Annotated in this window: 22 protein-coding genes; 13 read left to right on the top strand and 9 right to left on the bottom strand. The window is 56.7% G+C overall.

Translation table 11 applies throughout. The annotated features are described in order from the left end of the window. Positions 1-128: 128 nt before the first annotated feature. The gene (yidA, locus tag ACR6JA_RS16395) at positions 129-941 is read left to right on the top strand and encodes a sugar-phosphatase (RefSeq protein ID WP_008460655.1); all 813 of its coding nucleotides are present in this window, start codon (positions 129-131) and stop codon (positions 939-941) included. Between the two features lie 53 nt (positions 942-994). Here yidA and ACR6JA_RS16390 read toward each other — a convergent pair whose 3' ends face one another. Continuing rightward, positions 995-2,116 (bottom strand): agmatine deiminase family protein, encoded by a 1,122-nt coding sequence (locus tag ACR6JA_RS16390; protein ID WP_494494194.1) that lies wholly within the window; start codon positions 2,114-2,116, stop codon positions 995-997. A 130-nt stretch (positions 2,117-2,246) separates the two neighbouring features. Here ACR6JA_RS16390 and ACR6JA_RS16385 point away from each other — a divergent pair, with 130 nt between their 5' ends. Then, positions 2,247-3,122: a LysR family transcriptional regulator gene (locus ACR6JA_RS16385; RefSeq protein ID WP_494494193.1), complete on the top strand. Its 876-nt coding sequence runs from the start codon at positions 2,247-2,249 to the stop codon at positions 3,120-3,122. Between the two features lie 45 nt (positions 3,123-3,167). Next, positions 3,168-4,433, top strand: a complete 1,266-nt coding sequence (locus ACR6JA_RS16380) for a YidR family protein (RefSeq protein WP_494494244.1) — start codon at positions 3,168-3,170, stop codon at positions 4,431-4,433. 5 nt (positions 4,434-4,438) lie between these two features. Here the strand turns inward: ACR6JA_RS16380 and ACR6JA_RS16375 are convergent, their stop codons facing one another. Then, positions 4,439-4,759, bottom strand: coding sequence for a YceK/YidQ family lipoprotein (locus ACR6JA_RS16375; protein WP_213713598.1), 321 nt, complete (start codon positions 4,757-4,759; stop codon positions 4,439-4,441). A gap of 314 nt (positions 4,760-5,073) precedes the next feature. Between ACR6JA_RS16375 and ibpA the strand changes: the two genes are divergently transcribed. The 3 genes from ibpA (at position 5,074) to ACR6JA_RS16360 (ending at position 7,816) form a co-directional block, all read left to right on the top strand. Further along, positions 5,074-5,487, top strand: coding sequence for a small heat shock chaperone IbpA (gene ibpA / locus ACR6JA_RS16370; RefSeq protein WP_213713600.1), 414 nt, complete (start codon positions 5,074-5,076; stop codon positions 5,485-5,487). 113 nt (positions 5,488-5,600) lie between these two features. After that, positions 5,601-6,029 carry a small heat shock chaperone IbpB gene (ibpB, locus tag ACR6JA_RS16365; protein ID WP_213713602.1) on the top strand — a complete coding sequence of 143 codons (429 nt, stop codon included), beginning with the start codon at positions 5,601-5,603 and terminating at the stop codon, positions 6,027-6,029. Positions 6,030-6,157: 128 nt separating this feature from the next. Beyond that, positions 6,158-7,816: a putative transporter gene (locus ACR6JA_RS16360; protein WP_494494192.1), complete on the top strand. Its 1,659-nt coding sequence runs from the start codon at positions 6,158-6,160 to the stop codon at positions 7,814-7,816. On the opposite strand, the gene ACR6JA_RS16355 is transcribed toward ACR6JA_RS16360, so the two are convergent. Further along, the gene (locus tag ACR6JA_RS16355; RefSeq protein WP_213713606.1) at positions 7,811-8,554 is read right to left on the bottom strand and encodes a GntR family transcriptional regulator; all 744 of its coding nucleotides are present in this window, start codon (positions 8,552-8,554) and stop codon (positions 7,811-7,813) included. The two genes, ACR6JA_RS16360 and ACR6JA_RS16355, sit on opposite strands and share 6 nt — an antisense overlap. A 224-nt stretch (positions 8,555-8,778) precedes the next feature. Here ACR6JA_RS16355 and ACR6JA_RS16350 point away from each other — a divergent pair, with 224 nt between their 5' ends. The 6 genes from ACR6JA_RS16350 (at position 8,779) to ACR6JA_RS16325 (ending at position 15,380) form a co-directional block, all read left to right on the top strand. Next, positions 8,779-10,401: an alpha-glucoside-specific PTS transporter subunit IIBC gene (locus ACR6JA_RS16350; protein WP_494494191.1), complete on the top strand. Its 1,623-nt coding sequence runs from the start codon at positions 8,779-8,781 to the stop codon at positions 10,399-10,401. After that, entirely contained in the window at positions 10,398-11,720 is a 1,323-nt protein-coding gene (locus ACR6JA_RS16345) for a 6-phospho-alpha-glucosidase (protein WP_494494190.1), read from the top strand. The genes ACR6JA_RS16350 and ACR6JA_RS16345 overlap by 4 nt, the downstream gene beginning before the upstream one ends. Before the next feature lie 258 nt (positions 11,721-11,978). Next, positions 11,979-12,989 carry a cellulase family glycosylhydrolase gene (locus tag ACR6JA_RS16340; protein WP_494494189.1) on the top strand — a complete coding sequence of 337 codons (1,011 nt, stop codon included), beginning with the start codon at positions 11,979-11,981 and terminating at the stop codon, positions 12,987-12,989. 113 nt (positions 12,990-13,102) lie between these two features. Beyond that, the gene (locus ACR6JA_RS16335) at positions 13,103-13,867 is read left to right on the top strand and encodes a basic amino acid ABC transporter substrate-binding protein (protein WP_085938922.1); all 765 of its coding nucleotides are present in this window, start codon (positions 13,103-13,105) and stop codon (positions 13,865-13,867) included. Between the two features lie 39 nt (positions 13,868-13,906). Continuing rightward, on the top strand, positions 13,907-14,671 hold the full coding sequence (locus ACR6JA_RS16330; protein ID WP_008460679.1) for an amino acid ABC transporter permease: 765 nt from the start codon (positions 13,907-13,909) through the stop codon (positions 14,669-14,671). Beyond that, on the top strand, positions 14,658-15,380 hold the full coding sequence (locus tag ACR6JA_RS16325) for an amino acid ABC transporter ATP-binding protein (protein WP_008460680.1): 723 nt from the start codon (positions 14,658-14,660) through the stop codon (positions 15,378-15,380). The genes ACR6JA_RS16330 and ACR6JA_RS16325 overlap by 14 nt, the downstream gene beginning before the upstream one ends. Before the next feature lie 30 nt (positions 15,381-15,410). On the opposite strand, the gene ACR6JA_RS16320 is transcribed toward ACR6JA_RS16325, so the two are convergent. The 5 genes from ACR6JA_RS16320 to dsdX all read right to left on the bottom strand — a co-directional run bounded on the left by ACR6JA_RS16320 (position 15,411) and on the right by dsdX (position 21,859). Further along, positions 15,411-16,394 (bottom strand): nucleoside hydrolase, encoded by a 984-nt coding sequence (locus ACR6JA_RS16320; protein ID WP_213713614.1) that lies wholly within the window; start codon positions 16,392-16,394, stop codon positions 15,411-15,413. 1 nt (position 16,395) lies between these two features. Beyond that, positions 16,396-17,427, bottom strand: coding sequence for a LacI family DNA-binding transcriptional regulator (locus ACR6JA_RS16315; RefSeq protein WP_213713616.1), 1,032 nt, complete (start codon positions 17,425-17,427; stop codon positions 16,396-16,398). Between the two features lie 91 nt (positions 17,428-17,518). Next, complete coding sequence (locus ACR6JA_RS16310) at positions 17,519-18,913, bottom strand: MFS transporter (RefSeq protein WP_494494188.1); 1,395 nt, start codon at positions 18,911-18,913, stop codon at positions 17,519-17,521. A 262-nt stretch (positions 18,914-19,175) separates the two neighbouring features. Further along, positions 19,176-20,504 (bottom strand): D-serine ammonia-lyase, encoded by a 1,329-nt coding sequence (gene dsdA, locus ACR6JA_RS16305; RefSeq protein ID WP_494494187.1) that lies wholly within the window; start codon positions 20,502-20,504, stop codon positions 19,176-19,178. 17 nt (positions 20,505-20,521) lie between these two features. Further along, positions 20,522-21,859, bottom strand: a complete 1,338-nt coding sequence (dsdX, locus tag ACR6JA_RS16300; protein WP_494494186.1) for a D-serine transporter DsdX — start codon at positions 21,857-21,859, stop codon at positions 20,522-20,524. A gap of 224 nt (positions 21,860-22,083) precedes the next feature. Between dsdX and dsdC the strand changes: the two genes are divergently transcribed. After that, positions 22,084-23,019, top strand: a complete 936-nt coding sequence (gene dsdC, locus ACR6JA_RS16295; protein WP_213713624.1) for a DNA-binding transcriptional regulator DsdC — start codon at positions 22,084-22,086, stop codon at positions 23,017-23,019. Here the strand turns inward: dsdC and emrD are convergent, their stop codons facing one another. Next, positions 23,020-24,204, bottom strand: coding sequence for a multidrug efflux MFS transporter EmrD (emrD, locus tag ACR6JA_RS16290; RefSeq protein WP_166878713.1), 1,185 nt, complete (start codon positions 24,202-24,204; stop codon positions 23,020-23,022). Positions 24,205-24,212: the final 8 nt, after the last annotated feature.

The following is a 24,212-nucleotide window of genomic DNA, read 5'->3' as shown; positions in this document are numbered from 1 at the left end:
TTCGGTCCGGGGCTTTTAAAAGAGGAGTTTCCTTGCCGCCTCTCATCCCCCTTTTCCCCGGAGTTTGCTGCTGTTTTTTGAGCGGAATCGCGTTAGCATGAGGTAAATCCATTACCTCTGAAGATCTCATGACCATAAAACTGATTGCAATTGATATGGATGGCACGCTGCTGCTGCCAGACCACACTATCTCTCCGGCGGTAAAACAGGCCGTTGCGGCGGCGCGCGAGCGCGGCGTCAATGTCGTGATCTGTACCGGTCGTCCGTTTGCTGGCGTTGAAAGCTACCTGCGTGAGCTGCAGATGGATAAGCCCGGCGACTACTGCATCACTTACAACGGCGCGCTGGTACAGAAGGCAAGCGACGGCAGCACCGTCGCCCAGACGGCGCTGAACTATGACGACTATCGTTTCCTGGAAAACCTGTCCCGCGAAGTGGGCTCACACTTCCATGCGCTGGATCGCCATACCCTTTACACTGCGAACCGCGATATCAGCTACTACACGGTGCATGAGTCCTTTATCGCCAGTATTCCTTTGGTGTTCTGCGAAGCGGAAAACATGGATAAAAACGGCGAGTTCCTGAAAGTCATGATGATTGATGAACCGGCTATTCTCGATGAGGCCATCACCCGGATCCCGGCCGACGTCTTTGAGCGCTATACGCTGCTGAAAAGCTCGCCTTACTTCCTGGAAATCCTCGACAAGCGCGTCAATAAAGGTACCGGCGTGAAGTCACTGGCGGAGAAACTGGGCATTAAGCCAGAAGAAGTGATGACCATTGGCGACCAGGAAAACGACATCGCAATGCTGGAATACGCTGGCATGGGCGTGGCGATGGACAACGCGACCGACAAAGTGAAAGCCGTCAGTAACTTCGTCACTAAATCCAACCTGGAAGACGGCGTGGCCTACGCTATCGAGAAGTTTGTGCTGAATTAATCGCCTCTTATCTCATCTGTTGGAGAGGGGAGCGCCAGGTGCGCTCCCTTTTGTTATTTCACTGCGGGTAACTGATTTGTTACACAGTGAATCCCGCCGCCTCCGGCGGCAATTGCGTCGATGTTAAGCTGCACAACCTCACGCTCAGGGTAAAGCGTCGACAGCAAACTAAGCGCCGCCTCATCCGTCTCTTCATCGCCAAACTCCGGGGCGATAATCGCGCCGTTAATCACGAAGTAATTGATGTACCCGGCGGCAAAATCCGGGTTTCCTTCGCTGAAGCGGCTTGCGCGTGGGACTTGCGGTGGCGTGACGGTGTGAACTTGTAGCCTGCGGCCCTCGGCGTCAGTGGCCTGCCTGAGGATGTCCAGGTGAGTCTGCGTCACTTTGTGGTCCCAGGAATCCGGGTCGGGATCGAGGTTGGCGATCACTACGCCGGGCTCAACAAAACGGGCGTAAAAATCGACGTGGGCATCGGTAATATCTTTGCCTTTGATGCCCGGCAGCCAGATGATTTTTTTCAGGCCAAGCTGTGTTTTCAGCTCCTGCTCTACGCGGTCGCGGCTCCAGCCCGGATTGCGGTTGGCGTTTACCCAACTGCTTTCGGTCATGATGCCGGTGCCGTGCCCGTCCACTTCAATCCCGCCACCTTCGCCCGTCAGCGCGCTGCGGATGAACGGCGCTGCATCGTATTTTTCGGCCATAAATGCCGCCAGCTTCGTGTCTTTGCTGTGCCGCTGCTTATTGCCCCAGCCGTTGAAGTTAAAGCCCACGGCGGCGAGTTTGCCTGCCGATGAAGTGACAAAGCACGCGCCGGTGTCCCGCATCCAGATGTCGTCCAGTTCGGTCACCACGTAAGTGACGTTGTGGCTGCCGCATTTTTCTTCCGCCAGCGTGCGTTCGTGCTCCCGGCAAAAGACCGTCAGCGGCTGGTAACCGGCGATGGCGTGCGCGATGCGGCCCAGGGCATCCTGCACGTCAGGGGTAAAATCTTTCCAGATGGCGCGCTGAGCGCCAAAGGCGATAAATGCACGCTGCTGCGGTTCTCCTTCGTCAGGCATACGCCAGTCCGGGCTAGCGGCCGCGAAGGCGGAAACAGGCAGCCCGAAAGAACCCGCCATACCCATCCCGGCCAGCACTGAGGCACATTTAATAAATTCACGACGCGTTGACATACCGGACTCCCGTATAGCTGTTTTAACGTAAGAAATTCTGCTCAGTATTGCAGGTGGATATTTCATCACTGGCTGAATTCGGCTTCCAACGATATATTTAGCGGACATCTGATTAGTCTGGCTTATCGACATGTTAAAACATTGGCCACCGTTAAATGCCCTGCGTGGGTTTGAAGCCGCCGCGCGTCTGGGAAGCTTTCACCAGGCGGCGTCTGAACTGCACCTGACCCAGTCGGCCATCAGCCAGCAAATCCGCAGCCTGGAGGATTACCTGGAGCAGCCGCTGTTCTTTCGCAGCGGGCGCAGCGTCAGCCTGACGGACGCCGGCCAGGATCTCTACAGCACCGCGCAGGTCATGCTGCAACAGCTGGCGGTGGGTATTCGTCGGCTCGATCAGTACCGCAAGCCGAACCAGCTTATCGTGAATACCACGCCCGCTTTCGCCAGGCACTGGCTGTTACCTAATCTGGCGGACTTTAATCGCCAGTATCCGCAGACCGATCTTTGGCTGTTCACCAGCTTCGATCCGCCGGATATGGCCAGTGAAACCGTCGATGTGGCTATCCGGGATGACCTCAGCCAGCAGGCGGAATGTCTTTTCGAGGTGTTGTACAAGGATAGACTTTATCCGGCCAGCCATCCCGCCGTGCAGGATTTGCCGGTAGAGCAGCGACTAACGCTGCACGGCGAACGCGAGATGAGCTGGGAGCACTGGAGCGTGGCTGGCGGGGTGGACGTCGGCCAGCAAAGCCAGGGGATGAATTTCTCCGATCATGGATTGTTGCTTGACGCAGCAGCAGACGGGCTGGGTATTGCGCTTGTCAGCCAGCTGCTGGCAGAAAGAAAAAGGGAAAATGAGCAAATTAGCCCGCTGGTGGAGCAAACCGTGCGCGGCGCTGACTGGGCGTGGCTTATCCATCGTGAAAGCGAAAATGACCCGTTAACCCGCCAGTTTTGCGCGTGGCTCCGGGGCAGGTTGCCTGGCAAAGTGGAAAGGCCTGGCTAATTCTTTTACCCTGAGGCGTACTCAGCGCTTCAGGGCAAAACAGTGATCAAACAACTCACCTTCGCACCGCGTCATCATCAGCTTACCAACATCAATACCTGGACGCCGGACAGCCAGTGGCTGGCCTTCGACGTTCGGCCTTCGGGAGCCTCTTTTACCGGCACAACCATCGAGCGAGTTAATATCCAGAACGGTGACGTCGAGGTGGTTTATCACGCCCCTGAAGGCGCCCACGTTGGCGTAGTGACCGTGAACCCACGGCTGCCGGAGCGCTACGTTTTCATCCATGGCCCGGAAACCCCGGACGCCGACTGGCACTATGACTTCCACCACCGCCGTGGCGTGGTTGTGGCGCAGGGTGAGGCCAGCAATCTTGATGCAATGGACATTACCTCGCCCTATACCCCCGGCGCGCTGCGCGGCGGCAGCCATGTTCACGTCTGGAGCCCGGACGGCAGCCGCTTGAGCTTCACCTACAACGACCACGTTATGCACGAGCTTGATGCGCGCCTCGACCTGCGAAATGTCGGCGTCGCGCTGCCGTTTGGCCCCGTGACGCCGCCTAAACAGCATCCACGAGAATACGGCGGGAGCCATTATTGCGTGCTGGTGAGCCGCACGACGGCAGAGCCACAGCCCGGCAGCGATGAGATTAACCGTGCCTACGAAGAAGGCTGGGTCGGGGAACATGGCTACCGGAAGCCAGACGGCAGCGTTCAACGCTGGGCGCTGGCGTTTATCGGCGATACCCGGTTGGTAAACGGCGAGAAGGTGCCCGAGCTGTTTATCGTGGACCTTCCCAATGAGCCGCAGGCTTACCAGCAGGCCGGAAGTGAACCGCTGTGTGGCACCGCCACGACGCTGCCAGCGCCGCCAAAAAGCGTGATGCAACGTCGGCTGACCTTTACCCATCAGCGCCGTTATCCGGGTCTGGTGAATCAGCCCCGGCACTGGATCCGCAGCAGCCCGGATGGCAGCCAGCTTGCCTTCCTGATGCGCGACGACAGCGGTGTGGTGCAGCTTTGGGTGATTTCCCCGAACGGCGGCGAGCCACGGCAGGTTACCCACGGTGAGCACGACATTCAGTCGGCCTTTAACTGGCATCCTTCAGGTAAAGCTCTTGGGTTTGTGCAGCAGGGGCTTGTGGTGTTGTGTGACGCGCAAAGCGGGGTCATTACGCCATTAAGTTCGGCAGAGGGCGAAGCACCTTCTGGCGATGCCATCGTCTTCTCCCCGAACGGCAAGCAGGTTGCCTGGATGCAGGACGTCGACGGTTTCCGCCAGTTATGGAGCGCGGAAACCGGCCTGTAGATGATTCAGTGAGGCAGTTCTGCCGGTGGGATAACGGAGTTAGTGGCCAGATTCTGTTGCTCGCTGGCTTCCACACGCGATCTCACCGAATTGTCCTTGCGGAACATATCCCACGGCAGCAGCACCGTATCGAGCACGGCGGTAAACGGCAAATCCAGCGCAACCAGCGGCTTGATTGCCCAACTGGTGTCGTCGTCGCCAAGCGTTGCCGCACTGGCTCGGGTACCGGGGTACACGCCTTCTTTGCCACCGCTGTGTGACATCATACTTGAGCAGCCGGTCAGCAATAACAGCCCGCTGCTAATCACCAGAGTTCTCATTATCATTTTGCTGTCATCTTCAATGGTTGGCGGAGTACCAGCCCCAGCGGAGTTATAACACCCGCCTGTGATTTAAAACTGTTCATCATTCCGCTCTGCGGCGGCTATCGCATATTTTTAACCTTTTATGCTGTTTGCCAGTCTATGTAAGGAAACCTCAGGACGCAAAAAATTTGCAGTAAAGCGCCTTGAAAAATTTTAAGCGAACCACATTTTAGTAGGGTAACCAAAACGAGTATGCCGATTGGGTACTCCGGTTCATGGCCTGTCCAAAGGGAAGGCTTTTACATATTACTCGCTGATTTCAGGAGCTTTTTATTATGCGTAACTTCGATCTTTCTCCGCTGTACCGTTCCGCCATCGGTTTTGACCGCCTGTTTAATCTGCTGGAAAACAACCAGAGCCAAAGCAACGGCGGCTACCCTCCGTACAACGTTGAATTAGTGGATGAAAATCACTATCGCATTGCTATCGCCGTCGCCGGTTTCGCAGAAAGCGAACTTGAGATCACAGCCCAGGATAACTTGCTTATCGTCAAAGGGGCGCACGCGGGCGAGCAGCAAGAGCGGACTTACCTCTACCAGGGCATTGCCGAACGCAACTTCGAGCGCAAATTCCAGCTGGCGGAAAACATCCACGTTCGTGGCGCGAACCTGGTCAACGGCCTGCTGTACATCAGCCTGGAACGTGAAATTCCAGAATCGATGAAGCCTCGCCGCATCGAAATCAACTAATTCATGGGGTCGCGCCGCGCGCGGCCCGTCATCAAGCTGGCTTGCCGTCAGGGAGCCAATGCCCGTTCGCATGCGGGCAGGTTATTTCTTGCTTCAAAGAAGGAGAAAACACTATGCGTAACTACGATTTATCCCCACTTCTGCGTCAATGGATCGGCTTCGATAAACTGGCCAACGCGCTGCAGTCCAGCGGTGAAAGCCAGGGCTTCCCGCCGTACAACATCGAAAAAAGCGACGATAACCATTACCGCATTACGCTGGCTTTGGCCGGTTTCCGCCAGGAAGATCTTAATATCGAGCTGGAAGGCACCCGCCTGAGCGTGAAGGGCACCCCGGTTAAACCGGAAAAAGAGACCAACTGGCTGCATCAGGGGCTGGTGACTCAGCCGTTCAGCCTGAGCTTTACCCTGGCCGAGCATATGCAGGTCTCAGGGGCAACGTTCACCAACGGCTTGCTGCACATTGACCTGGTGCGGGACATCCCGGAAGCGGTTGCTCCGCAGCGGATCGCCATTAGCGAACGCCCGGCGCTGAATAGCTAAATAATTTTCCCATATGAAGTATTAAGGCCCCTGAAAATGGGGCCTTTTTTGTGCTCCGCACCCCATTATCCTCCCCTTAGCTCTGCCAGAATCCTTAGTAACAATAATGTTATTCACAGGGATTATATATGAGTGGAATAGCGTTAACCGTCAGCATGCTGGCGCTGGTTGCCGTCGTGGGATTGTGGATCGGTAATATCAAGATCCGCGGGGTGGGCTTCGGGATCGGAGGCGTGCTGTTTGGCGGCATTATTGTCGGCCACTTTGTCAATCAGGCCGGGATTGGCCTGAACGGCGACATGCTGCACTTTATCCAGGAATTTGGGCTGATCCTGTTTGTTTACACGATAGGCATCCAGGTCGGCCCCGGTTTCTTCTCATCCCTGCGCGTTTCCGGCCTGCGGCTAAATTTGTTCGCTATTCTTATCGTTGTGCTCGGTGCGTTGGTCACTGCCGTGGTCTACAAGCTGTTTGATGTGCCGCTGCCAGTGGTATTGGGGATCTTCTCCGGTGCCGTCACGAATACGCCAGCGCTGGGTGCCGGGCAGCAGATCCTGACCGATCTCGGCACGCCGGGGCAATTGGTTGACCAAATGGGGATGAGCTACGCGATGGCCTATCCGTTTGGGATTTGCGGCATCCTGCTGACCATGTGGCTGTTACGCATGGCCTTTCGCGTCAGCGTTGACAAAGAAGCTCAGCAGTTTGAAGCCAACAGTGGCCAAAATCACGCCCAGCTGCACACCATGAATATCTGCGTCGCCAACCCAAACCTGAACGGGCTGGCGATTCAGGACATCCCTATTCTTAACAGCGACGAGATAATTTGCTCCCGCCTCAAGCGCGGCGAACTGCTGATGGTGCCTTCTCCAGGGACCCTCGTTCAGACTGGCGACCTGTTGCATCTCGTTGGGGCAGAAAAGGATCTGCACAAAGCGCTGCTGGTGATCGGCAACGAAGTGGATACCTCGCTTTCCACGCGAGGCACGGATCTGCGGGTTGAGCGCGTCGTGGTGACCAACGAAAAGGTTCTGGGCAAGAAGATCCGCGATCTGCATCTGAAGCAGAAATATGACGTGGTGATATCTCGCCTTAACCGCGCCGGGGTCGAGCTGGTGGCCAGCAGCAACGCTAGCCTGCAGTTCGGCGACATCCTCAACCTGGTTGGACGCCCTCAATCGATAGATGCGGTGGCCGCAGAGGTCGGTAACGCGCAGCACAAGCTGCAGCAGGTGCAAATGCTGCCGGTGTTTATCGGCATTGGGCTTGGCGTATTGCTGGGCTCCATTCCGCTGTTTATCCCCGGTTTCCCGGCGGCGCTGCGCCTTGGCCTGGCTGGTGGGCCGTTGATTATGGCGCTGATCCTCGGGCGCATCGGCAGCATCGGCAAGCTTTACTGGTTTATGCCGCCGAGCGCGAACCTGGCGCTGCGTGAGTTGGGTATCGTCCTGTTTCTGGCGGTGGTCGGGCTCAAGTCCGGCGGGGATTTTATCGATACTCTGCTGGTGGGCGACGGCGTAAGCTGGATTGGTTACGGCATTCTGATCACCGCGGTGCCGCTGATTAGCGTCGGCCTGCTTGCTCGCCTGCTGGTGAAGATGAACTACCTGACGCTGTGCGGCATGCTGGCGGGCTCGATGACAGACCCACCTGCGCTGGCCTTTGCCAACGGGCTGCATGCGACCAGCGGAGCCGCCGCGCTTTCTTACGCTACGGTTTACCCGCTGGTGATGTTCCTGCGTATTATTACTCCCCAACTGCTGGCGCTGCTGTTCTGGGGACTATAGCTCTCCGCCGCCCGACTGGCCGGGCGGCACCCTCGAATGATCCCGGCGTAAGTGGTAATCCACCTGATATTCGCTGGCATTTCTGAACATCACCGAATAGTTAAGAAATTCACCTTTGTCGCTGTAGGAGAGCGAGGTGATGCGCAAAATCGGTGTCGCCTCCGCGATGTTCAACAGTTTTGCCGTTTTGGCGTCGGCGAGTACCGGCGTCAGCGTTTCATAGTTGCCGCTGATGACTATCTGGCATTCATCTTCGATATAGCTGAATTTTGACCCCTCAAGGTGGGCCAGGGACAGGTTGCGAAAGAGTTTGACCGGCATATAGCTGTCTTCCACCATCAGCGGCTTGCCGCCCACGGCGCGCACGCGGCGGGAGTAATAGATTTTTTCGTCGATCTTAATGCGCAGCAGGCTGGCTATCGCCGGAGGCGCGGGCATCACGCTAAACTCCAGCACCTCGCTCAGCACCTCTTTGCCCTGGCTGCGCATCACTTCCACAAAACCCGTCAGGTTAGTGGTTTCGTGGTGAACGTCTTTTTTTGTCACCCAGGTGCCGCTGCCCTGGCGGCGATTAACCAGACCCCAGCCCACAAGCAAATCCACCGCTTTACGAATCGTCATGCGCGACACGCCAAATTCTTCAGCCAGCTTCTTTTCCCCAGGCAGGGGGCTGCCTATGGTGTAGTCGGCAGAATTAAGCCGCAGCCGTAGCCTGTCGGCAATTGATTTGTAGATCATAGCTGGACATCTCCAGGCGTTATCACGCCGTTATATGTCGGTTAATTGTCTAGTTTTAACTATAAAAATAGACAACTTTGGCCAAATAAAAACCATGAATACGATCACGAATCGCTGCGCCTGACGCGGCGAGCCACCGCCCGCGCTCATATCCTCAGCTTCAGGCCAACTAAAAAAATAAGGCCGCCTCTTACTCTACGAAGTTGTTACATGAGGATTTAAAAATGCTCAGTCAAATACAACGCTTTGGTGGTGCAATGTTTACCCCGGTTCTGCTGTTCCCCTTTGCCGGGATCGTGGTCGGGCTTGCCATCATGCTGCGCAACCCGCTGTTTGTTGGCGAAGCGCTCACCGCACCAGACACTCTGTTTGCACAAATTGTTCATATCATCGAGGAAGGCGGCTGGACGGTGTTCCGCAATATGCCGCTGATTTTTGCCGTGGGTTTGCCCATTGGCCTGGCAAAACAGGCCCAGGGGCGAGCTTGCCTGGCGGTGCTGGTGAGCTTCTTAACCTGGAACTACTTCATCAACGCGATGGGGATGACGTGGGGGCACTACTTCGGCGTCGATTTTAGCCTCGACCCTACGGCAGGCAGCGGCCTGACGATGATGGCCGGGATTAAAACGCTCGATACCAGCATCGTCGGGGCGATTGTTATCTCCGGCATCGTCACCGCGATTCACAACCGTTATTTCGATAAGCCGCTGCCGGTGTTCCTCGGTATTTTCCAGGGCAGCTCATTTGTGGTGATTGTGGCCTTCCTGGTGATGATCCCCTGCGCCTGGCTGACGCTGCTCGGCTGGCCAAAAGTGCAGCTCGGCATTGAATCGCTGCAGGCGTTTTTACGCAGTGCCGGAGCGCTGGGGGTCTGGGTATACACCTTCCTTGAACGCATTCTGATCCCTACCGGGCTGCACCACTTCGTCTATGGCCCGTTCATTTTCGGCCCGGCGGCGGTTGAAGGCGGCATTCAGGTGTACTGGGCGCAGCATTTGCAGGAGTTCAGCCAGAGCACTGCATCGCTGAAATCTCTGTTCCCGGAAGGCGGCTTCGCCCTGCACGGCAACTCGAAGGTGTTTGGTTCGGTGGGTATCGCACTGGCGCTCTACTACACCGCCTCGCCGCAGAACCGCGTGAAGGTTGCCGGACTGCTGATACCCGCGACGCTGACGGCCATGCTGGTCGGCATCACTGAACCGCTGGAATTTACCTTCCTGTTTATCTCTCCGCTGCTGTTCGCTGTTCACGCCTTCCTGGCCGCCTCAATGGCAACGGTGATGTACATGGCGGGCGTGGTGGGCAACATGGGCGGCGGCCTGCTGGACCAGTTCCTGCCGCAAAACTGGATCCCCATGTTCCATAACCACGCCTCGATGGTCTTTACCCAGATAGGCATCGGCATCGCCTTTACCGGCGTCTACTTCGTGGTTTTCCGCGCCCTGATTCTGCGTTTCAACCTGAAAACGCCGGGCCGGGAAGATAGCGAGATCAAACTCTACAGCAAGGCCGACTACCAGGCGGCACGGCAGCAAACCAGTGCGGCAGTCAGTCAGGATGCAAAGCATGGGCAGGCGCATGGCTTCCTGCAGGCGCTCGGCGGCGCGGCGAATATCGCCAGCCTGAACAACTGCGCGACGCGTTTGCGTATCACGCTCGGTGACATGGCTCTGACCGAAGCCGACGAAGTGTTCAAAGCCCTTGGCGCCCACGGCGTGGTGCGCAGCGGCAATGGCATTCAGGTGATTGTCGGGCTGCATGTCCCACAAATTCGCGACCAGATTGAAACCCTTATCAAAGAGCAAACTTCAGACGAACACCCATCCATGACGGAGGCAGTATCATGAAAAAATTCTCGGTAGTTGTAGCAGGTGGCGGCAGTACTTTTACCCCTGGCATCGTGCTGATGCTGTTGGCTAACCAGACCCGTTTCCCGCTGCGGGCGCTGAAATTCTACGATAACGACGGCGCACGCCAGGAAACTATCGCCGAAGCCTGCAAAATCATCCTGAAAGAGCAGGCCCCGGATATCGACTTCAGCTATACCACCGACCCGCAGGAAGCGTTCAGTGACGTGGATTTTGTGATGGCGCACATTCGCGTGGGCAAATATCCGATGCGTGAAAAAGACGAGAAAATCCCGCTTCGCCACGGCGTACTCGGCCAGGAAACCTGCGGCCCGGGCGGGATAGCCTACGGCATGCGCTCCATCGGCGGCGTGCTGGAGCTGGTGGATTATATGGAAAAATATTCGCCGAACGCCTGGATGTTGAACTACTCCAACCCGGCAGCCATTGTGGCGGAAGCGACCCGCCGCCTGCGTCCAGACTCAAAAATCCTGAATATCTGCGATATGCCTATCGGCATCGAAAGCCGCATGGCGCAGATTGTGGGCCTGAAGGATCGCAAAGAGATGAAGGTGCGTTACTACGGCCTGAACCACTTTGGCTGGTGGACCCACGTAGAAGATAAAGACGGCAATGACTTGATGCCGAAAATTCGCGAACATGTGGCTAAATATGGCTATGTGCCGCCAAAAGATGAGCATGGCACCGAAGCAAGCTGGAACGACACTTTTGCCAAAGCAAAAGATGTGTGGGCGCTTGATCAGGACACGCTGCCGAACACTTACCTGAAATACTATTTGTATCCGGATTACGTGGTGCAGCACTCCAACCCGGAGCGCACCAGGGCGAATGAGGTAATGGATCACCGCGAGAAGCACGTGTTTGGTTCCTGCAACGCCATTATTAGCGCCGGGAGATCCTCTGCAGGTGAGCTGGAAATTGACGAACATGCCTCTTACATCGTCGATCTTGCAACGGCAATTGCCTTTAATACCCAGGAGCGGATGCTGCTGATTGTGCCGAATAACGGGGCAATCAATAACTTCGACCCGGAAGCTATGGTGGAAATTCCTTGTCTGGTGGGCAAAGACGGGCCGGAGCCGCTGGTCGTGGGGAATATCCCTCAGTTCCAGAAAGGATTGATGAGCCAACAGGTCGCCGTTGAAAAACTGGTCGTGGATGCCTGGGAGCACCGCTCTTATCAGAAACTGTGGCAGGCGATCACCCTGTCGAAAACCGTGCCGAGCGCCTCCGTTGCCAAAGCGATTCTTGATGACTTGATTGAAGCGAACAAAGACTACTGGCCTGAATTGAAATAAATTTTCTTGGGCTATTATCAAGCGCGGCGGAGGCGTCGCGCTTTTTTTATGGCGACAGAACTCGTCCTGAGGATTTAGCGTTGCAGCGTGAAGCTAGTGGGATATTTTCAACGCCAGAAGTGGTTGAAGAGATTGTGAAGATGGCGGACAAGCTCGGCATTGTGCTTAGCGACGAGTAGTTCGCTTTGGCAATCCTTCACACTCGGCATCACGATTAATTTTTTATTGCAATCCTCACTCCCCGCAAACGGGAAAAGCATGCTAAATATTAGTTTTCCTTCGCTAAGTAACGTGCCGCCGATGTTAAAGCCAACTCTTATTCTGGTTGCCCTCTCTTTCTGTGCCAGTTCGTTTGCGCAGCAGCAGGATATTTTGCCGCCCACCTGGACCAGCCAGCTTGGGGTGGGAATAAACGTTGACTGGGCGTTAACAGAGCGAGGCATCCGCGAATTTGACCCTCTGGCGGTGCGTGACTTTCAGCAGCGAGGCTTTGGCCATGTCCGCATTCGCGTTGCCGGGCCGATAACCCATCAGAAACTGGTGCATTTACGGCGCATCGTTGATGCCTGCGAGCAGTACCATATCGTGCCGGTGATCAGCTACCGGGCTGCGGAGCTGAAAGCGAAGCCGACCGCTGAAAATGCGGAAGATATTGTGGAGTGGTGGACGACCGTGGCGCGCTTTTTTGCCAAAAATGACGACTCGCTGGTGTTCGATATTATCGGGCAGCCAGAGGAGAAACTCAGCGCCAACCCTCAGTTGCTCAACCAGATTTATGACAAGACCGTGAAGGCGATTCATAAAATCAGCCCTCAGCGCCATATCTTTGTTGCGCCACGCAACCACGCCTCCCCGGAAGCGCTGGCCACGCTTAAAATTCCTGAATCCCGACACGGACTGGTCATGGCTGACTGGCACCTGATGCCGGGCGGCCCAAAAAACTGGAACGGCAAAACCTGGAACGGAAAAAACCAGTGGACGACGGGGACGGATGCGGAAAAAGCGGCTATCCATGCCCGCATCGAAACCGCCGTGCACTGGCAGCAGAAAACCGGCCATCTTTCCTGGGTCGGGAACTGGTCTCCTGGCAGTAAATTACCGGTCGATCAGCAGGTTGCGATGGCGACGTTTGTCGCCTGTGAATTACAAAAAGCGCAGATTCCGTATGCAGTCAACGGTGATGAAAAATTCTACGATGGGGAAGAGGGCGCCTGGCGGCCTGATATGGCGCCGTTGCTGGACGCTATTCTGAAGCCTCAGTGTCAGTAATTATCACTCAGCGTGAATTATCTGTTGCTGCATTTCGGGTAATTATGTATTTTTATGCAAATTAACTGCATAAAAACATCATATATCCAGGGGCTTCTATGTTTACTAAAGTGATGAAATCAGTAGTGGCTGGCGGGTGTTTGCTCGCGGCATTGTTCAGTTCTGCTCAGGCGCTGGCGCAGACCTACGTTGTGGGTTCCGGCGGCACCTACCGCCCGTTTGAATACGAAAACAGCCAGAAACAGCTGGAAGGTTTCGATATCGACATCATCAAAGCCATCGCTAAAGCTGAAGGGTTTGATATCAAGCTGGTTAACACGCCGTGGGAAGGTATCTTCGCCACGCTGAACTCCGGCGATCGCGACATCATCATTTCCGGTATCACCATCACCGACAAGCGTAAAGCGATGGTCGATTTCTCCACGCCGTACTTCCCGGCAGAGCAATCCATCGTGGTGCCGACCGACTCTAAAGTAGATTCTGTTACCTCGCTGAAAGGCAAAAAAGTGGGCGTGGTTAATTCCAGCACCGGCGACATTGTGGTGTCCGACGTTCTGGGTAAAAACAGCACCGACATCAAGCGCTTTGACAACACGCCGCTGATGCTGCAGGAACTGACTGAAGACGGTATCGACGCCGCCGTGGGCGACGTGGGCGTGGTGAAGTACTACATCAAATCCCACCCGGAAAAACCGCTGAAGCTGGTGCCGGACAGCAAGTTTGAGCGTCAGTACTTCGGCATCGCGGTTGCCAAAGGTAATACCGAGCTGAAAGGCAAAATCGACGCCGGCCTGAAGAAAATCATCGCCGACGGCACCTACGCTAAAATTTACGCCACCTGGTTTGACAACAACGTTCCAACCCTCCCGGCAGAGTAATTATCAATCGGGGCCGCTCCGGCCCCAAAAAGGACAGGTATGACCGGATTTCGCTGGGAGATAATCTCAGAATACGCGCCGTTGTTTATGCAGGGCGCGCTGATGACCATCAAGTGCACCATTATCTGCGTGATTTTAGGCACGACCTGGGGGCTGCTGCTGGGGCTTGGGCGTATGGCTCACGCCGATGACGGCCCGTGGAAGCACGTGCTGCGTTATGCCGTGCAGTGGCCAGTGCGCGTTTACGTCAGCGCGTTTCGCGGCACGCCTCTGTTCGTGCAGATCATGGTGGTTCACTTTGCGCTGGTGCCGCTGTTTATTAATCCGCGCGACGGGATCATGATCACCAGTGGGATGATGTCCGTGGACTTCGCCCGCGACCTTCGCTCAGAATACGGCGCATTTCTCTCCTGCGTGGTGGCGATCACCCTTAACGCCGGGGCCTATGTGTCCGAGATTTTCCGCGCCGGTATTCAGTCCATCGACAAAGGGCAGATGGAAGCGTCACGCGCGCTGGGTATGGGCTGGGGCAAAACGATGCGTAAGGTTATCCTGCCGCAGGCGTTCCGCCGCATCCTGCCGCCGCTGGGCAACAACGCGATTGCCATTGTGAAAGACTCGTCGCTGGCATCCGCCATCGGTCTCGCCGACCTGGCCTACGCGGCGCGTACCGTTTCCGGCGCTTATGCGACTTACTGGGAACCGTACCTGACCATCTCCGTGGTGTACTGGGTGCTGACGTTCCTGCTTTCGCTGCTGGTGCAACATATGGAAAAGAGGTTTGGCAAAAGTGATTCACGTTAAGGATTTACAGAAACAGTTTGGCAAAACTCACGTGCTGCGCGGTATCTCCTGCGATATTGCGCCTCAGGAAGTGGTTTGCGTGATTGGCCCTTCCGGCTCCGGCAAAAGTACGTTTCTGCGCTGCCTGAACGCGCTGGAAAAACCGGACGGCGGCGAAGTCGTAGTCAACGGTTTTGCGGTACACGACCCAAAAACTAATCTCAACACGCTGCGCGAAGGCGTGGGCATGGTGTTCCAGCGTTTTAACCTGTTCCCGCACATGACGGTGCTGGAAAACCTGATCATGGCACCCATGTCGCTGAAAGGGTTGTCCAAAGCGGAAGCGGTAAACCGCGCCGAAAAGCTGCTGCAAAAGGTCGGCCTGCTGGACAAAATCGACGCCTGGCCTTCGAGCCTATCCGGTGGCCAGCAGCAGCGCGTGGCGATTGCCCGTGCGCTGGCGATGGAGCCGTCGATAATTCTGTTCGACGAGCCAACTTCAGCGCTGGATCCTGAGCTTGTTGGTGAAGTGCTGGCGGTGATGAAACAGCTGGCGCAGGAAGGGATGACGATGATTATCGTAACCCACGAAATGGGCTTTGCCCGCGAAGTGGCGGACCGGGTGATCTTCATTGACCAGGGTGTGATTCAGGAACAGGGCGTGCCGGCGCAGATCTTTAGCGCGCCGCAAAACCCGCGAACTCAGGCCTTCCTCAGCAAGGTTCTGTAAAAAAGGGCGCTTAAGCGCCCTTTTTATTGTCTATGCAAACTGGCGGATATGCCTGTCGATAAGCGCCAGCAGCTTCTGGTTATCCACGGTTTGCAGCAGCTTCACCGGCTTGCCCTGCGGCGCGTCAACGTTCACCGCCAGCCGCAAATGTTCCGGGCCATACCGCAATGTTCTGCCGCGGCTCAGCCCGCTCAGCGACACATCCACATAATCCTCCGCCCAGCTCACCAGCTCGGGCTCAAGCAGCCAGGCAACGGTCAGCACGTCGTGGATCCAGCAGCCCGGTAAGTGGCGGGTCTGCATGGAAAAATCCATCCACGGGCGAATGGTGTCCACGAGAAAACGGCTCAGGCGGTTATCGCAGGTGGCCAGCGCATCTAAATCCTGGTGAGTCATCATTGTTTGGGTGGTGACGTCCATCGGTACCAGAACGATGTTTGCGCCGCTGGTCAGCACGGCGTGTGCGGCCTCCGGGTCAACGCCGAAGTTGGTATCCTTCAGGTAGCCATCAACGTTAAATACGCCGCCCATGATGACAATCTCTTTTACCGCGCTCGCCATCTGCGGGTAAAGCTGCAAAGCTAGCGCCACATTGGTCAACGGGCCGATAGCTATCAGCGTGATTTCACCGGGATTTGTACAGATAAGTTCGCCCATCTTATGCACCGCCAGCGGGGCCACTTCGGCCAGCATTTGCGGGGCAGTAACGTTCATCCACAGGTGGCGCAGACCCACTTTATCGACTTTGTGATCCAGATGTTCCCGCCACGGTGCTGAAGGCTCGATCAGCGCACGCGAAGCGCCGCGGGCGACCTCAACGGCCATGCCCAGGCGAGCGACTAAATCAGAGGCGACGGCGTAGCCCACTTCGCTTGGCGTATTGCCGGACACGGTGGTAATAAGCTCCAGAGAAATCTCCGGCGCCGCCAGCGCCAGGGCAAGGGCCAGACCGTCGTCTACGTTAGCCCCGGCAACGCCGTTACCCGGATCGCAATCGATAATTAAACGCTTCATGTTACTTATAACTTCCTGCTGTGGTGAGGGAGTGGCAGCCGCAGGACTCGCCAATCTCCAGCTCAAAATCAAATTCGTATTTATGCGGCTGCCCGTCCCACTTTTTCAGCATTTCGATGGCCTTTTTTGCCATTTTCGTGACGGGCTGGCGAACCGTCGTCAAAGAGGGAACGTTGAAGGCCGATTCCAGGGTGCCGTTGAAGCACACCAGGGCGAGGTCTTTCGGCGCGGAAAGCCCGTGTTCAGATAGTGCTCTCAGGCAGCCAAAGGCCTGTTGTTCGTTGGTGGCAAACAGCGCGCGAGGCAATTCGCCAGCCAGCATTTGCTTTGTGGCATCGTAGCCGCCCTGGCGGGTGTAATCCGTTGAAAAAATCCATTCCGAGCGGACGGCAAGGCCCGCTTCTTCCAGCGCCAGCCGCCAGCCGCTGATGCGATCCTGAGTGTTTAGCATCTCCTGTGGCCCGCAAATAATGGCGATATCGCGATAGCCGTGCTCAATCAGATGACGGGTTGCGCGCCGTGCGGCGTGCTGCTCGTTAACCTGAATCGAGCAAACGTTCAGCTCCGGCTCAACCCTGTCCAGCATCACGCATGGCGTGCCGCTGGCCTGGATAAGATCGATGTAAGGATGCCTGTCGACGCTGGTATAAATCAGCCCGTCCACCTGGCGGTGTAGCAGGTTATTGATAAGCTCCAGCTCGCGGGCGCGGTCATCGCCGGAATCGCCAAGCAGCAAGACCCGGCCATCGGCAAAAGCCTCCTGCTGGAGCGCGTGCGCCATGGACGAGATAAACGGGTTGGCAATATTGGGCACGACTAAACCGTAGGTGCGCGTGGTGCCGCTGGCCAAAGCCCTGGCAATGCCGTTCGGGCGGTAGCCGGTTTTCTTGATGGCGGCGAGCACGCGCTCACGCGTCGCCTGCGCGACCGGACGCGGGCCGTTGTTAATCACGTAGCTGACGACCGCGACGGACGTCCCTGCTTCTTTGGCGACTTCAGCGCGGGTAACGCGGTGTACTTGAGGCTTAGTCACTGAATACCTGCTTTATTTGGCTGGCGGGCGATAAACGGAGCCACAGCATAAAGCTTTGCTCCGTAAAAATCGCCGTCAACTCTGTGACAAATCAAATAGCGTCTTCCGGCAGATTAAGGTCGCGACCTCGGGTCTCAGGTGCAAAGAAGGTGGTCACCAGCCCGATGCCCGCCATCACTGCAAAGTAGAGCGCGATAGGCCACCAGTGCCCGGTCCAGGAGAGCAGCGCGGCGGCAATCAGCGGTGCAGTTCCGCCGGAAAGCATCGACCCCAGCTCTTTGGCAAACGCCATCTTGGTATAGCGGTTTGTCACGCCGAAAAGCTCCACGCCCCAGGCGGCCTGCACACCGAAAATGCCCAGCGAAGCCAGCCCCATGCCGACAACAATGGTTGGAATAACGATCATCGGCTCGCGAGAGTCCAGCAGCATAAAGGCCGGGAACGCGTAGATAATCAGCAGCAGGCAGAACCAGCGGTAAACGATCCGGCGGCCAAAGCGGTCGGAGAGCCAGCCAGCAAAAGGAATAATGGCGAAGCCCAGCACCGAGGCGATCAGCACCGCCAGCGTGGGGACGGATTTATCCACCGCCAGCACTTTGGCAACGTAGCCAATGATAAAACCCTGGGCGAGATAAGAAGGGCCGTTTTCACCAATGCGTAGCCCGACCATGGTCCAGAAGGCGCGGGTCCGCTGCCAGAAGCTGCGTGGATCTTTCTGCTGCTCGGCCAGCCCCTTTTCCCGCACCTGTTTACGCTCAGCTTCCAGCAGCGCTTTTTGGCGCTCAAACACCGGGGTTTCACGCAGATGCTGGCGAATAATCAGGGCAACAGCGGCAATCAACATGCTGCACAGGAACGGAATACGCCAGCCCCAGGCAAGCAGCGTCTCTTTATCCATCTGCAGCACCAATAGCCAGGTCAGAGAAGCCAGCAGCGTGCCGCTGTTGGAGCCCAGCCCGATAATGGATGACACCAGGCCACGACGTTTCACTGGCGCATATTCACCCAGCATGACGGTACCGCCGGACAGCTCCGCACCCGCGCCAAGCCCCTGGGCAAAACGCAGAATCACAAGGCAGGTTGGCGCCCAGACGCCAATTTGCGCGTAGCCTGGGATCAGGCCAATAAGCGTAGTGGAGCAGCCCATTAGCGCAATGGTAATGATCATCACCATTTTTCTGCCGTAGCGGTCGCCCAGCCAGCCAAACAGCAGGGCGCCTATTGGCCGGGCAACAAAGCCCACGGAGTAAGCGGCAAAGCTGGAGAGCAGCGCCATGACGGGCGTGGCATCCGGGAAGAACACATCGCCAAAGATGATCCCGGCCGCCAGGCCATAAAGCGCGAAGTCCGCGTATTCCATCGTGGTACCGAGCCAGCAGGAGAAGGTGGCGCGAATAAAATCACGTTTACCTTCCGCCGTGGCCAGACGCTCTTCTGCCGCGTGTTGCGCCGAGGCCGGAGGAGGGGAGAAAGTGCTTGTCGTCATTAGAGTTCTCACAGAGATCGAACGTTATCTGTTGGCGAAGATGCCATTTTTAATCATTTCTCGCAGTGTATCTACGCGCGTAGATTGATCAAATAATTAAACCGGAAGTGAGAGTAAGGTAACTAAATGACAAAAATATGACGGGGAAGGTGACCCTCACCCTAATCCTCTCCCTGGAAGGGAGAGGGGCCGATCGGGAGCAAAATATGCCGGGGTTTTCTCCCTCTCCCCTTTGGGGAGAGGGCTGGGGTGAGGGGAAAGATCAGCGAGCCTTCGCTAAATACTGCGCCATCTCAGCCTCAGGAACCATACCGCCCCCGGTGGCCCAGACCAGATGCGTCGCGTTATCAAGGTGTTGGGCGCTGAAGCCCTGCATCTCATGATAAGGCACCGCCGAACACACGTGCTGCGGCCCGGCCATGCCGGCCAGAGCCGAGGGTTCCAGGCGAATATTTTCCTCTTCTGCCAGCCAGCCTAGCATGTTGTACAGCGTTTGATCGTCCACGGTATAGAAGCCATCCAGCAGCCTTTGCATCGCTCTGCCGACAAAGCCGGAAGCCCGCCCCACGGCCAGGCCGTCGGCGGCCGTGAGGTTATCAATCCCGATATCCTGAACGGAAAGCGCATCGTGCAGGCCCGTGTAAACGCCCAATAGCATGCAGGGGGAGTGGGTTGGCTCGGCAAAAATACAATGAACGTGATCGCCGAAGGCCAGCTTCAGCCCAAAGGCTACGCCACCGGGGCCGCCGCCGACGCCGCAGGGCAGGTAGACGAACAAAGGATGTTGCTCATCAACGGTAATCGCCTGCCGTGAGAATTGGTCTTTCAGCCTTTGCCCGGCAACGGCGTAACCCAGGAACAGCGTGCGGGAGTTTTCATCATCAATAAAGAAACAGTTGGCGTCCGCCTCGGCGGCTTTCCGCCCCTGCTCAACGGCAACCCCGTAATCTTCGGCGTATTCAACCACCTCCACGCCGTGGCTGCGCAGTTTAGCTTTTTTCCATTCGCGGGCGTCGGCGGACATATGCACCGTGACGCGGAAGCCAATTCGGGCGCTGATGATCCCAATCGACAGACCCAGGTTGCCGGTAGAGCCAACGGCGATGCTATAACGGCTGAAAAACTCACGTAATTCAGGAGACAGCAACTTGCTGTAGTCATCTTCAGGACTCAGTAGCCCTGCCTCGGTAGCCAGTTTTTCCGCGTGAGTCAGGACTTCATAAATGCCCCCGCGAGCCTTAATCGAGCCAGAAATAGGCAGATGGCTGTCTTTTTTCAGCCACAGTTTACCGAAGAGCCTCTGCCCATTTTCTTTTTCCAGGCGCTTTTGCATCGCCGGAATGACGGCCAGCTCTGACTCGATAATCCCACCGGTTGCGGCGGTTTCCGGGAATGCTTTGGCCAGATAAGGCGCAAAACGAGCCAGCCTGGCGTGCGCCTCTTTAACGTCCTGCTCAGTCAGGCCAACATGCGGTAAGCCTTCGGCAAGGGAGGTGGCTCCCGGATTAAACCAGGCCGTTTCGTTCAGGGCGGTAAGCTCGCTGAGCAGCGGAAATTTTTCGGTTAACGCGTGTAATTCTGTCGATTTCATAACGAGCCTCCTGGCGCTCAGATGATAAAGGAAAGCAGGAATGTGCCGACCAGTGCAACTAAAGAAGCGATGAATGTCGCCGTGGTGTAGTACTTAAAGGTTTCATGGAGCGTCGCGCCGCAGTACTGCTTCACCAGCCAGAACAGCGAATCCGTCACAATGGTGCAGCCGATAGCGCCAGAGCCGATGGCGAGCGTAACAATCTCGGGGCTGACGTTGGGATAGAGCGGCAGCAGAGGGGCAACGATAGCGGTGGCTCCCATCATCGCCACGGTAGCGGAGCCCACGGCGGCGTGAAGGATAAGGGCAACCAGCCAGGCCAGCAGGATCGGATGCATATGCAGGCTGGAAAGGCTCAGCGCCAGGCTGTCTGCCATACCGCTTGCCTTGAGAATGGCGTTAAACGCGCCACCGGCTCCGATGATCATCAGGATATTCGCGATGGAGCCAAAGCCAGTTTCGGTGTGGCTCAGCAGCGTAGCGATACCCATGTTCTGACGCAGGCCCAGCAGATAATAGGCCACGAAAACGGCGATAAACATGGCGGTAATCGGGTTGCCGATAAACTCCAGCGCGGTATAAGCCGTGCTGCCCGGGCTCATGTTCAGCTCAGCGAGCGTCTTCGCCAGCATCAGGCCAATGGGTAGCAGCACGGTAAACAGCGTGGCGCTCAAAGACGGTAGAGAAGCCGCATCGCGCGTTTGCAGATATGAAAATTCGGCGGGAACGGATTTAAACGGCAGACGCTTGCCCAGGCATTTCAGAAAGAGCGGGCCACCCACCAGAGACGCCAGCAGACCCACCGCTAAGCCATACACAATCACGGTGCCTACATCGGCGCCGAGCTTATTGGTCACGAACAGCGCCGCCGGGTGCGGGGGTACCACGCAGTGAACGGCCATCAGCGCGGTACACAGCGGGATGGCCAGCTTCAGCAAAGACGTGCGGGTCTTTTTGGCGATGGAAAAGGCCAGCGGGATCAGTAGCACCACGCCAACCTCAACGAACAACGTAATGCCGCAAATCAGGCCGACCAGTACCATAATCACGTCGGCGGAAAGCCAGCGGCATCGCTGCAGCGCCAGGCCAATGCGTTCGGCGGCGCCGGAGACTTCCATCATTTTTCCCAGAATGGTCCCCAGCCCGATGACCGCGGCTAAAAAGCCGAGTGTGCCGCCGATGCCGCTTTCCACTGCGTTGACCATCTCCAGCGGGCCCATGCCCATCATCACGCCGACGAAAAAGCTCGCCAGCAGCAGCGCGAGGAAAGGATGAAGCTTCAGTTTTACGATGGTCAATACGATTAACACTATGCTGGCAAGCAGCGTACCCACCACCCAGATTTGCGATCCCATTAGCCCTTCTCCTGTGCATCATTTGCGGGCTATTGGATAAAAATCCATCCGGGCTGACAAACGATAAAACTGGCCTTTCACATGAGGTAGATTGGATCAAGAGGGTGATTTTCGTCGAAATAAAGCGATGAAATGCGCTATAGGTTTTAATTTTATCAACTAAATGCTGCTGGCTGGCGGCAGTTTTTTTAAACTCGGCTGGCTGAATTGAGAGAGAGGTCACGATGGAAACGTCACGCGAGGGGCGAAATCGGTTATTAAACGGCTGGCAACTGTCGAAGCTGTACACTTTTGAGGTGGCGGCGCGCCATCAATCTTTTGCGCTGGCGGCGGATGAACTGTCACTCAGCCCCAGCGCGGTTAGCCACCGGATAAACCAGCTGGAAGAGGAGTTGGGGATCCAGCTTTTTGTTCGCTCGCACCGTAAAGTGGAACTGACTCACGAAGGCAAGCGGGTGTTCTGGGCGCTGAAATCGTCTCTGGGCACGCTGAACCAGGAGATTCTGGATATCAAAAATCAGGAACTCTCCGGCACGCTGACCGTGTACTCAAGGCCGTCGATTGCCCAGTGCTGGCTGGTGCCCGCGCTGGGAGATTTTACTCAGCGCTACCCTGCTATTTCGTTAACCATTCTGACCGGGAACGACAACCTGAATTTACAGCGCGCAGGCATCGATCTGGCGCTCTATTTTGACGATACGCCGTCCTCGCAGCTGAGCCACCATTTCCTGATGGATGAGGCGATTTTGCCGGTTTGCAGCCCTGAATATGCCCGCCGCTTTGAGCTTAATGCCCGGCCTTCTCAGCTGCGCCACTGCACGTTGTTACATGACCGGCAGGCGTGGAGCAATGATTCCGGCACCGACGAGTGGTACAGCTGGGCGCAGCAGTTTGGCATTGAGCTGCCCGCCTCTACGGGCATTGGCTTCGATCGCTCTGACCTGGCGGTAATTGCCGCTATGAACCACGTTGGCGTGGCGATGGGACGAAAAAGGCTGGTGCAGAAGCGGCTGGAGCGGGGCGAACTCATCGCCCCGTTTGGGGATAAAACGTTGAAATGCCATCAGCATTACTACATTTCGACGCTTGCTGGCCGACAATGGCCGAAGATTGACGCTTTTATTGGTTGGCTGAAAAACCTTGCCAAAGAGGCTAAATAACTAAACTGTCTCGCCATGATGCTGGAACCGCTGCGCCAGCGGCAGCCAGCAGCACAGGATCAGCACGCCCATCGCGGTCATCAGCATTCCGATGCTGTATTGCCCGGTTTGCGGCATCAGCGCGGAGAACCAGGCCATCACGCCGGAGCCGATGTTTTGCAGGCCGCCAACCAGCGCCCCTGCGGTACCGGCGAGGAACGGGAACGGCTCCATCGCGCCGCTGGTTGCCAGCGGGAACAGCATGCCTGCGCCGAAGAAGAACAGCGCCGCAGGTACCAGTAACGTCCAGATATTCATGATGCCGAACCAGCCGGGGATCCACATCAGAATACCGGCGAACAGGCAGCTCAATACCGCCTGCCACATCAGGCTGGAGAAACGCACGTTCTGGCGGCCCGCGTACCAGGAGCCAAAAAACGCCGCCGGAATGGGCAGAATAAACAGAATGCTGACCACCACGCCGTTCAGGCCGAGTACGCCGCCCATCAGTACGCCGGAGCAGGCTTCAAACACCGCCACGCCCGCCAGGCCACCGACCAGCATCAGCAGATAGCAGTTGAAGGAGATATTGCCGAGCAGCATTTTGTAGCTGCGCATCAGGCGAGGCGGCGTGGCGTCTGCCGGGCGGGTTTCGGGCAGCCAGCGCCACATAGAAAACGCGACAATGGCACACAGCAGCAGCAGGAAACCGTAGCAGGCCCGCCAGCCCCAGACGCTGTCCAGCATCCCGCCAATAACCGGTGCCAGCAGCGGACTCACCAGAATGCCCATATTCAGCAGGCTGTTGGCCTGGCGTAAATCACCGCCTTCGTAGAGATCGCGCGGCATGGTTCTCGCCATTACGCCCGCGACCCCGGTGCCCATGCCCTGCAGGGCGCTTGCCAGCACCAGAATATGCAAATTAGTGGTAAACAGTGCACCGAGCGTCGCCAGCATAAAAATCACCATGCCGGCGAGGATCACCGGGCGGCGGCCAATGCGATCGGAAAGCGGGCCATAAAACAGCTGAGACACGCCGTAGGTAAACAAATAGGCCGCCATCACGCGCTGAATTGCGCCGCTGCGCACGCCCATTTCATGAGCCATATCGGGAATAGAAGGAATATAAATCGTCTGTGTCATCTGCCCGACAGCAACCAGCAGAATCAACATCATCAGCAGGTGGATATTGGCTAACTTTCTCATGGCGTCCG

The sequence above is a fragment of the Cedecea sp. B1(4) genome, assembly GCF_059414925.1.
This window is presented reverse-complemented; position numbering and strand designations above follow the sequence as displayed.

Bases quoted from the DNA above. Each gene is read 5' to 3' on its own strand.
- yidA (WP_008460655.1), top strand. From the start codon at position 129: ATGACCATAAAACTGATTGCAATTGATATGGATGGCACGCTGCTGCTG.
- ACR6JA_RS16390 (WP_494494194.1), bottom strand. From the start codon at position 2,116: ATGTCAACGCGTCGTGAATTTATTAAATGTGCCTCAGTGCTGGCCGGG.
- ACR6JA_RS16385 (WP_494494193.1), top strand. From the start codon at position 2,247: ATGTTAAAACATTGGCCACCGTTAAATGCCCTGCGTGGGTTTGAAGCC.
- ACR6JA_RS16375 (WP_213713598.1), bottom strand. From the start codon at position 4,759: ATGATAATGAGAACTCTGGTGATTAGCAGCGGGCTGTTATTGCTGACC.
- ibpA (WP_213713600.1), top strand. From the start codon at position 5,074: ATGCGTAACTTCGATCTTTCTCCGCTGTACCGTTCCGCCATCGGTTTT.
- ibpB (WP_213713602.1), top strand. From the start codon at position 5,601: ATGCGTAACTACGATTTATCCCCACTTCTGCGTCAATGGATCGGCTTC.
- ACR6JA_RS16360 (WP_494494192.1), top strand. From the start codon at position 6,158: ATGAGTGGAATAGCGTTAACCGTCAGCATGCTGGCGCTGGTTGCCGTC.
- ACR6JA_RS16355 (WP_213713606.1), bottom strand. From the start codon at position 8,554: ATGATCTACAAATCAATTGCCGACAGGCTACGGCTGCGGCTTAATTCT.
- ACR6JA_RS16350 (WP_494494191.1), top strand. From the start codon at position 8,779: ATGCTCAGTCAAATACAACGCTTTGGTGGTGCAATGTTTACCCCGGTT.
- ACR6JA_RS16345 (WP_494494190.1), top strand. From the start codon at position 10,398: ATGAAAAAATTCTCGGTAGTTGTAGCAGGTGGCGGCAGTACTTTTACC.
- ACR6JA_RS16340 (WP_494494189.1), top strand. From the start codon at position 11,979: ATGCTAAATATTAGTTTTCCTTCGCTAAGTAACGTGCCGCCGATGTTA.
- ACR6JA_RS16335 (WP_085938922.1), top strand. From the start codon at position 13,103: ATGAAATCAGTAGTGGCTGGCGGGTGTTTGCTCGCGGCATTGTTCAGT.
- ACR6JA_RS16330 (WP_008460679.1), top strand. From the start codon at position 13,907: ATGACCGGATTTCGCTGGGAGATAATCTCAGAATACGCGCCGTTGTTT.
- ACR6JA_RS16320 (WP_213713614.1), bottom strand. From the start codon at position 16,394: ATGAAGCGTTTAATTATCGATTGCGATCCGGGTAACGGCGTTGCCGGG.
- ACR6JA_RS16310 (WP_494494188.1), bottom strand. From the start codon at position 18,913: ATGACGACAAGCACTTTCTCCCCTCCTCCGGCCTCGGCGCAACACGCG.
- dsdA (WP_494494187.1), bottom strand. From the start codon at position 20,504: ATGAAATCGACAGAATTACACGCGTTAACCGAAAAATTTCCGCTGCTC.
- dsdX (WP_494494186.1), bottom strand. From the start codon at position 21,859: ATGGGATCGCAAATCTGGGTGGTGGGTACGCTGCTTGCCAGCATAGTG.
- dsdC (WP_213713624.1), top strand. From the start codon at position 22,084: ATGGAAACGTCACGCGAGGGGCGAAATCGGTTATTAAACGGCTGGCAA.
- emrD (WP_166878713.1), bottom strand. From the start codon at position 24,204: ATGAGAAAGTTAGCCAATATCCACCTGCTGATGATGTTGATTCTGCTG.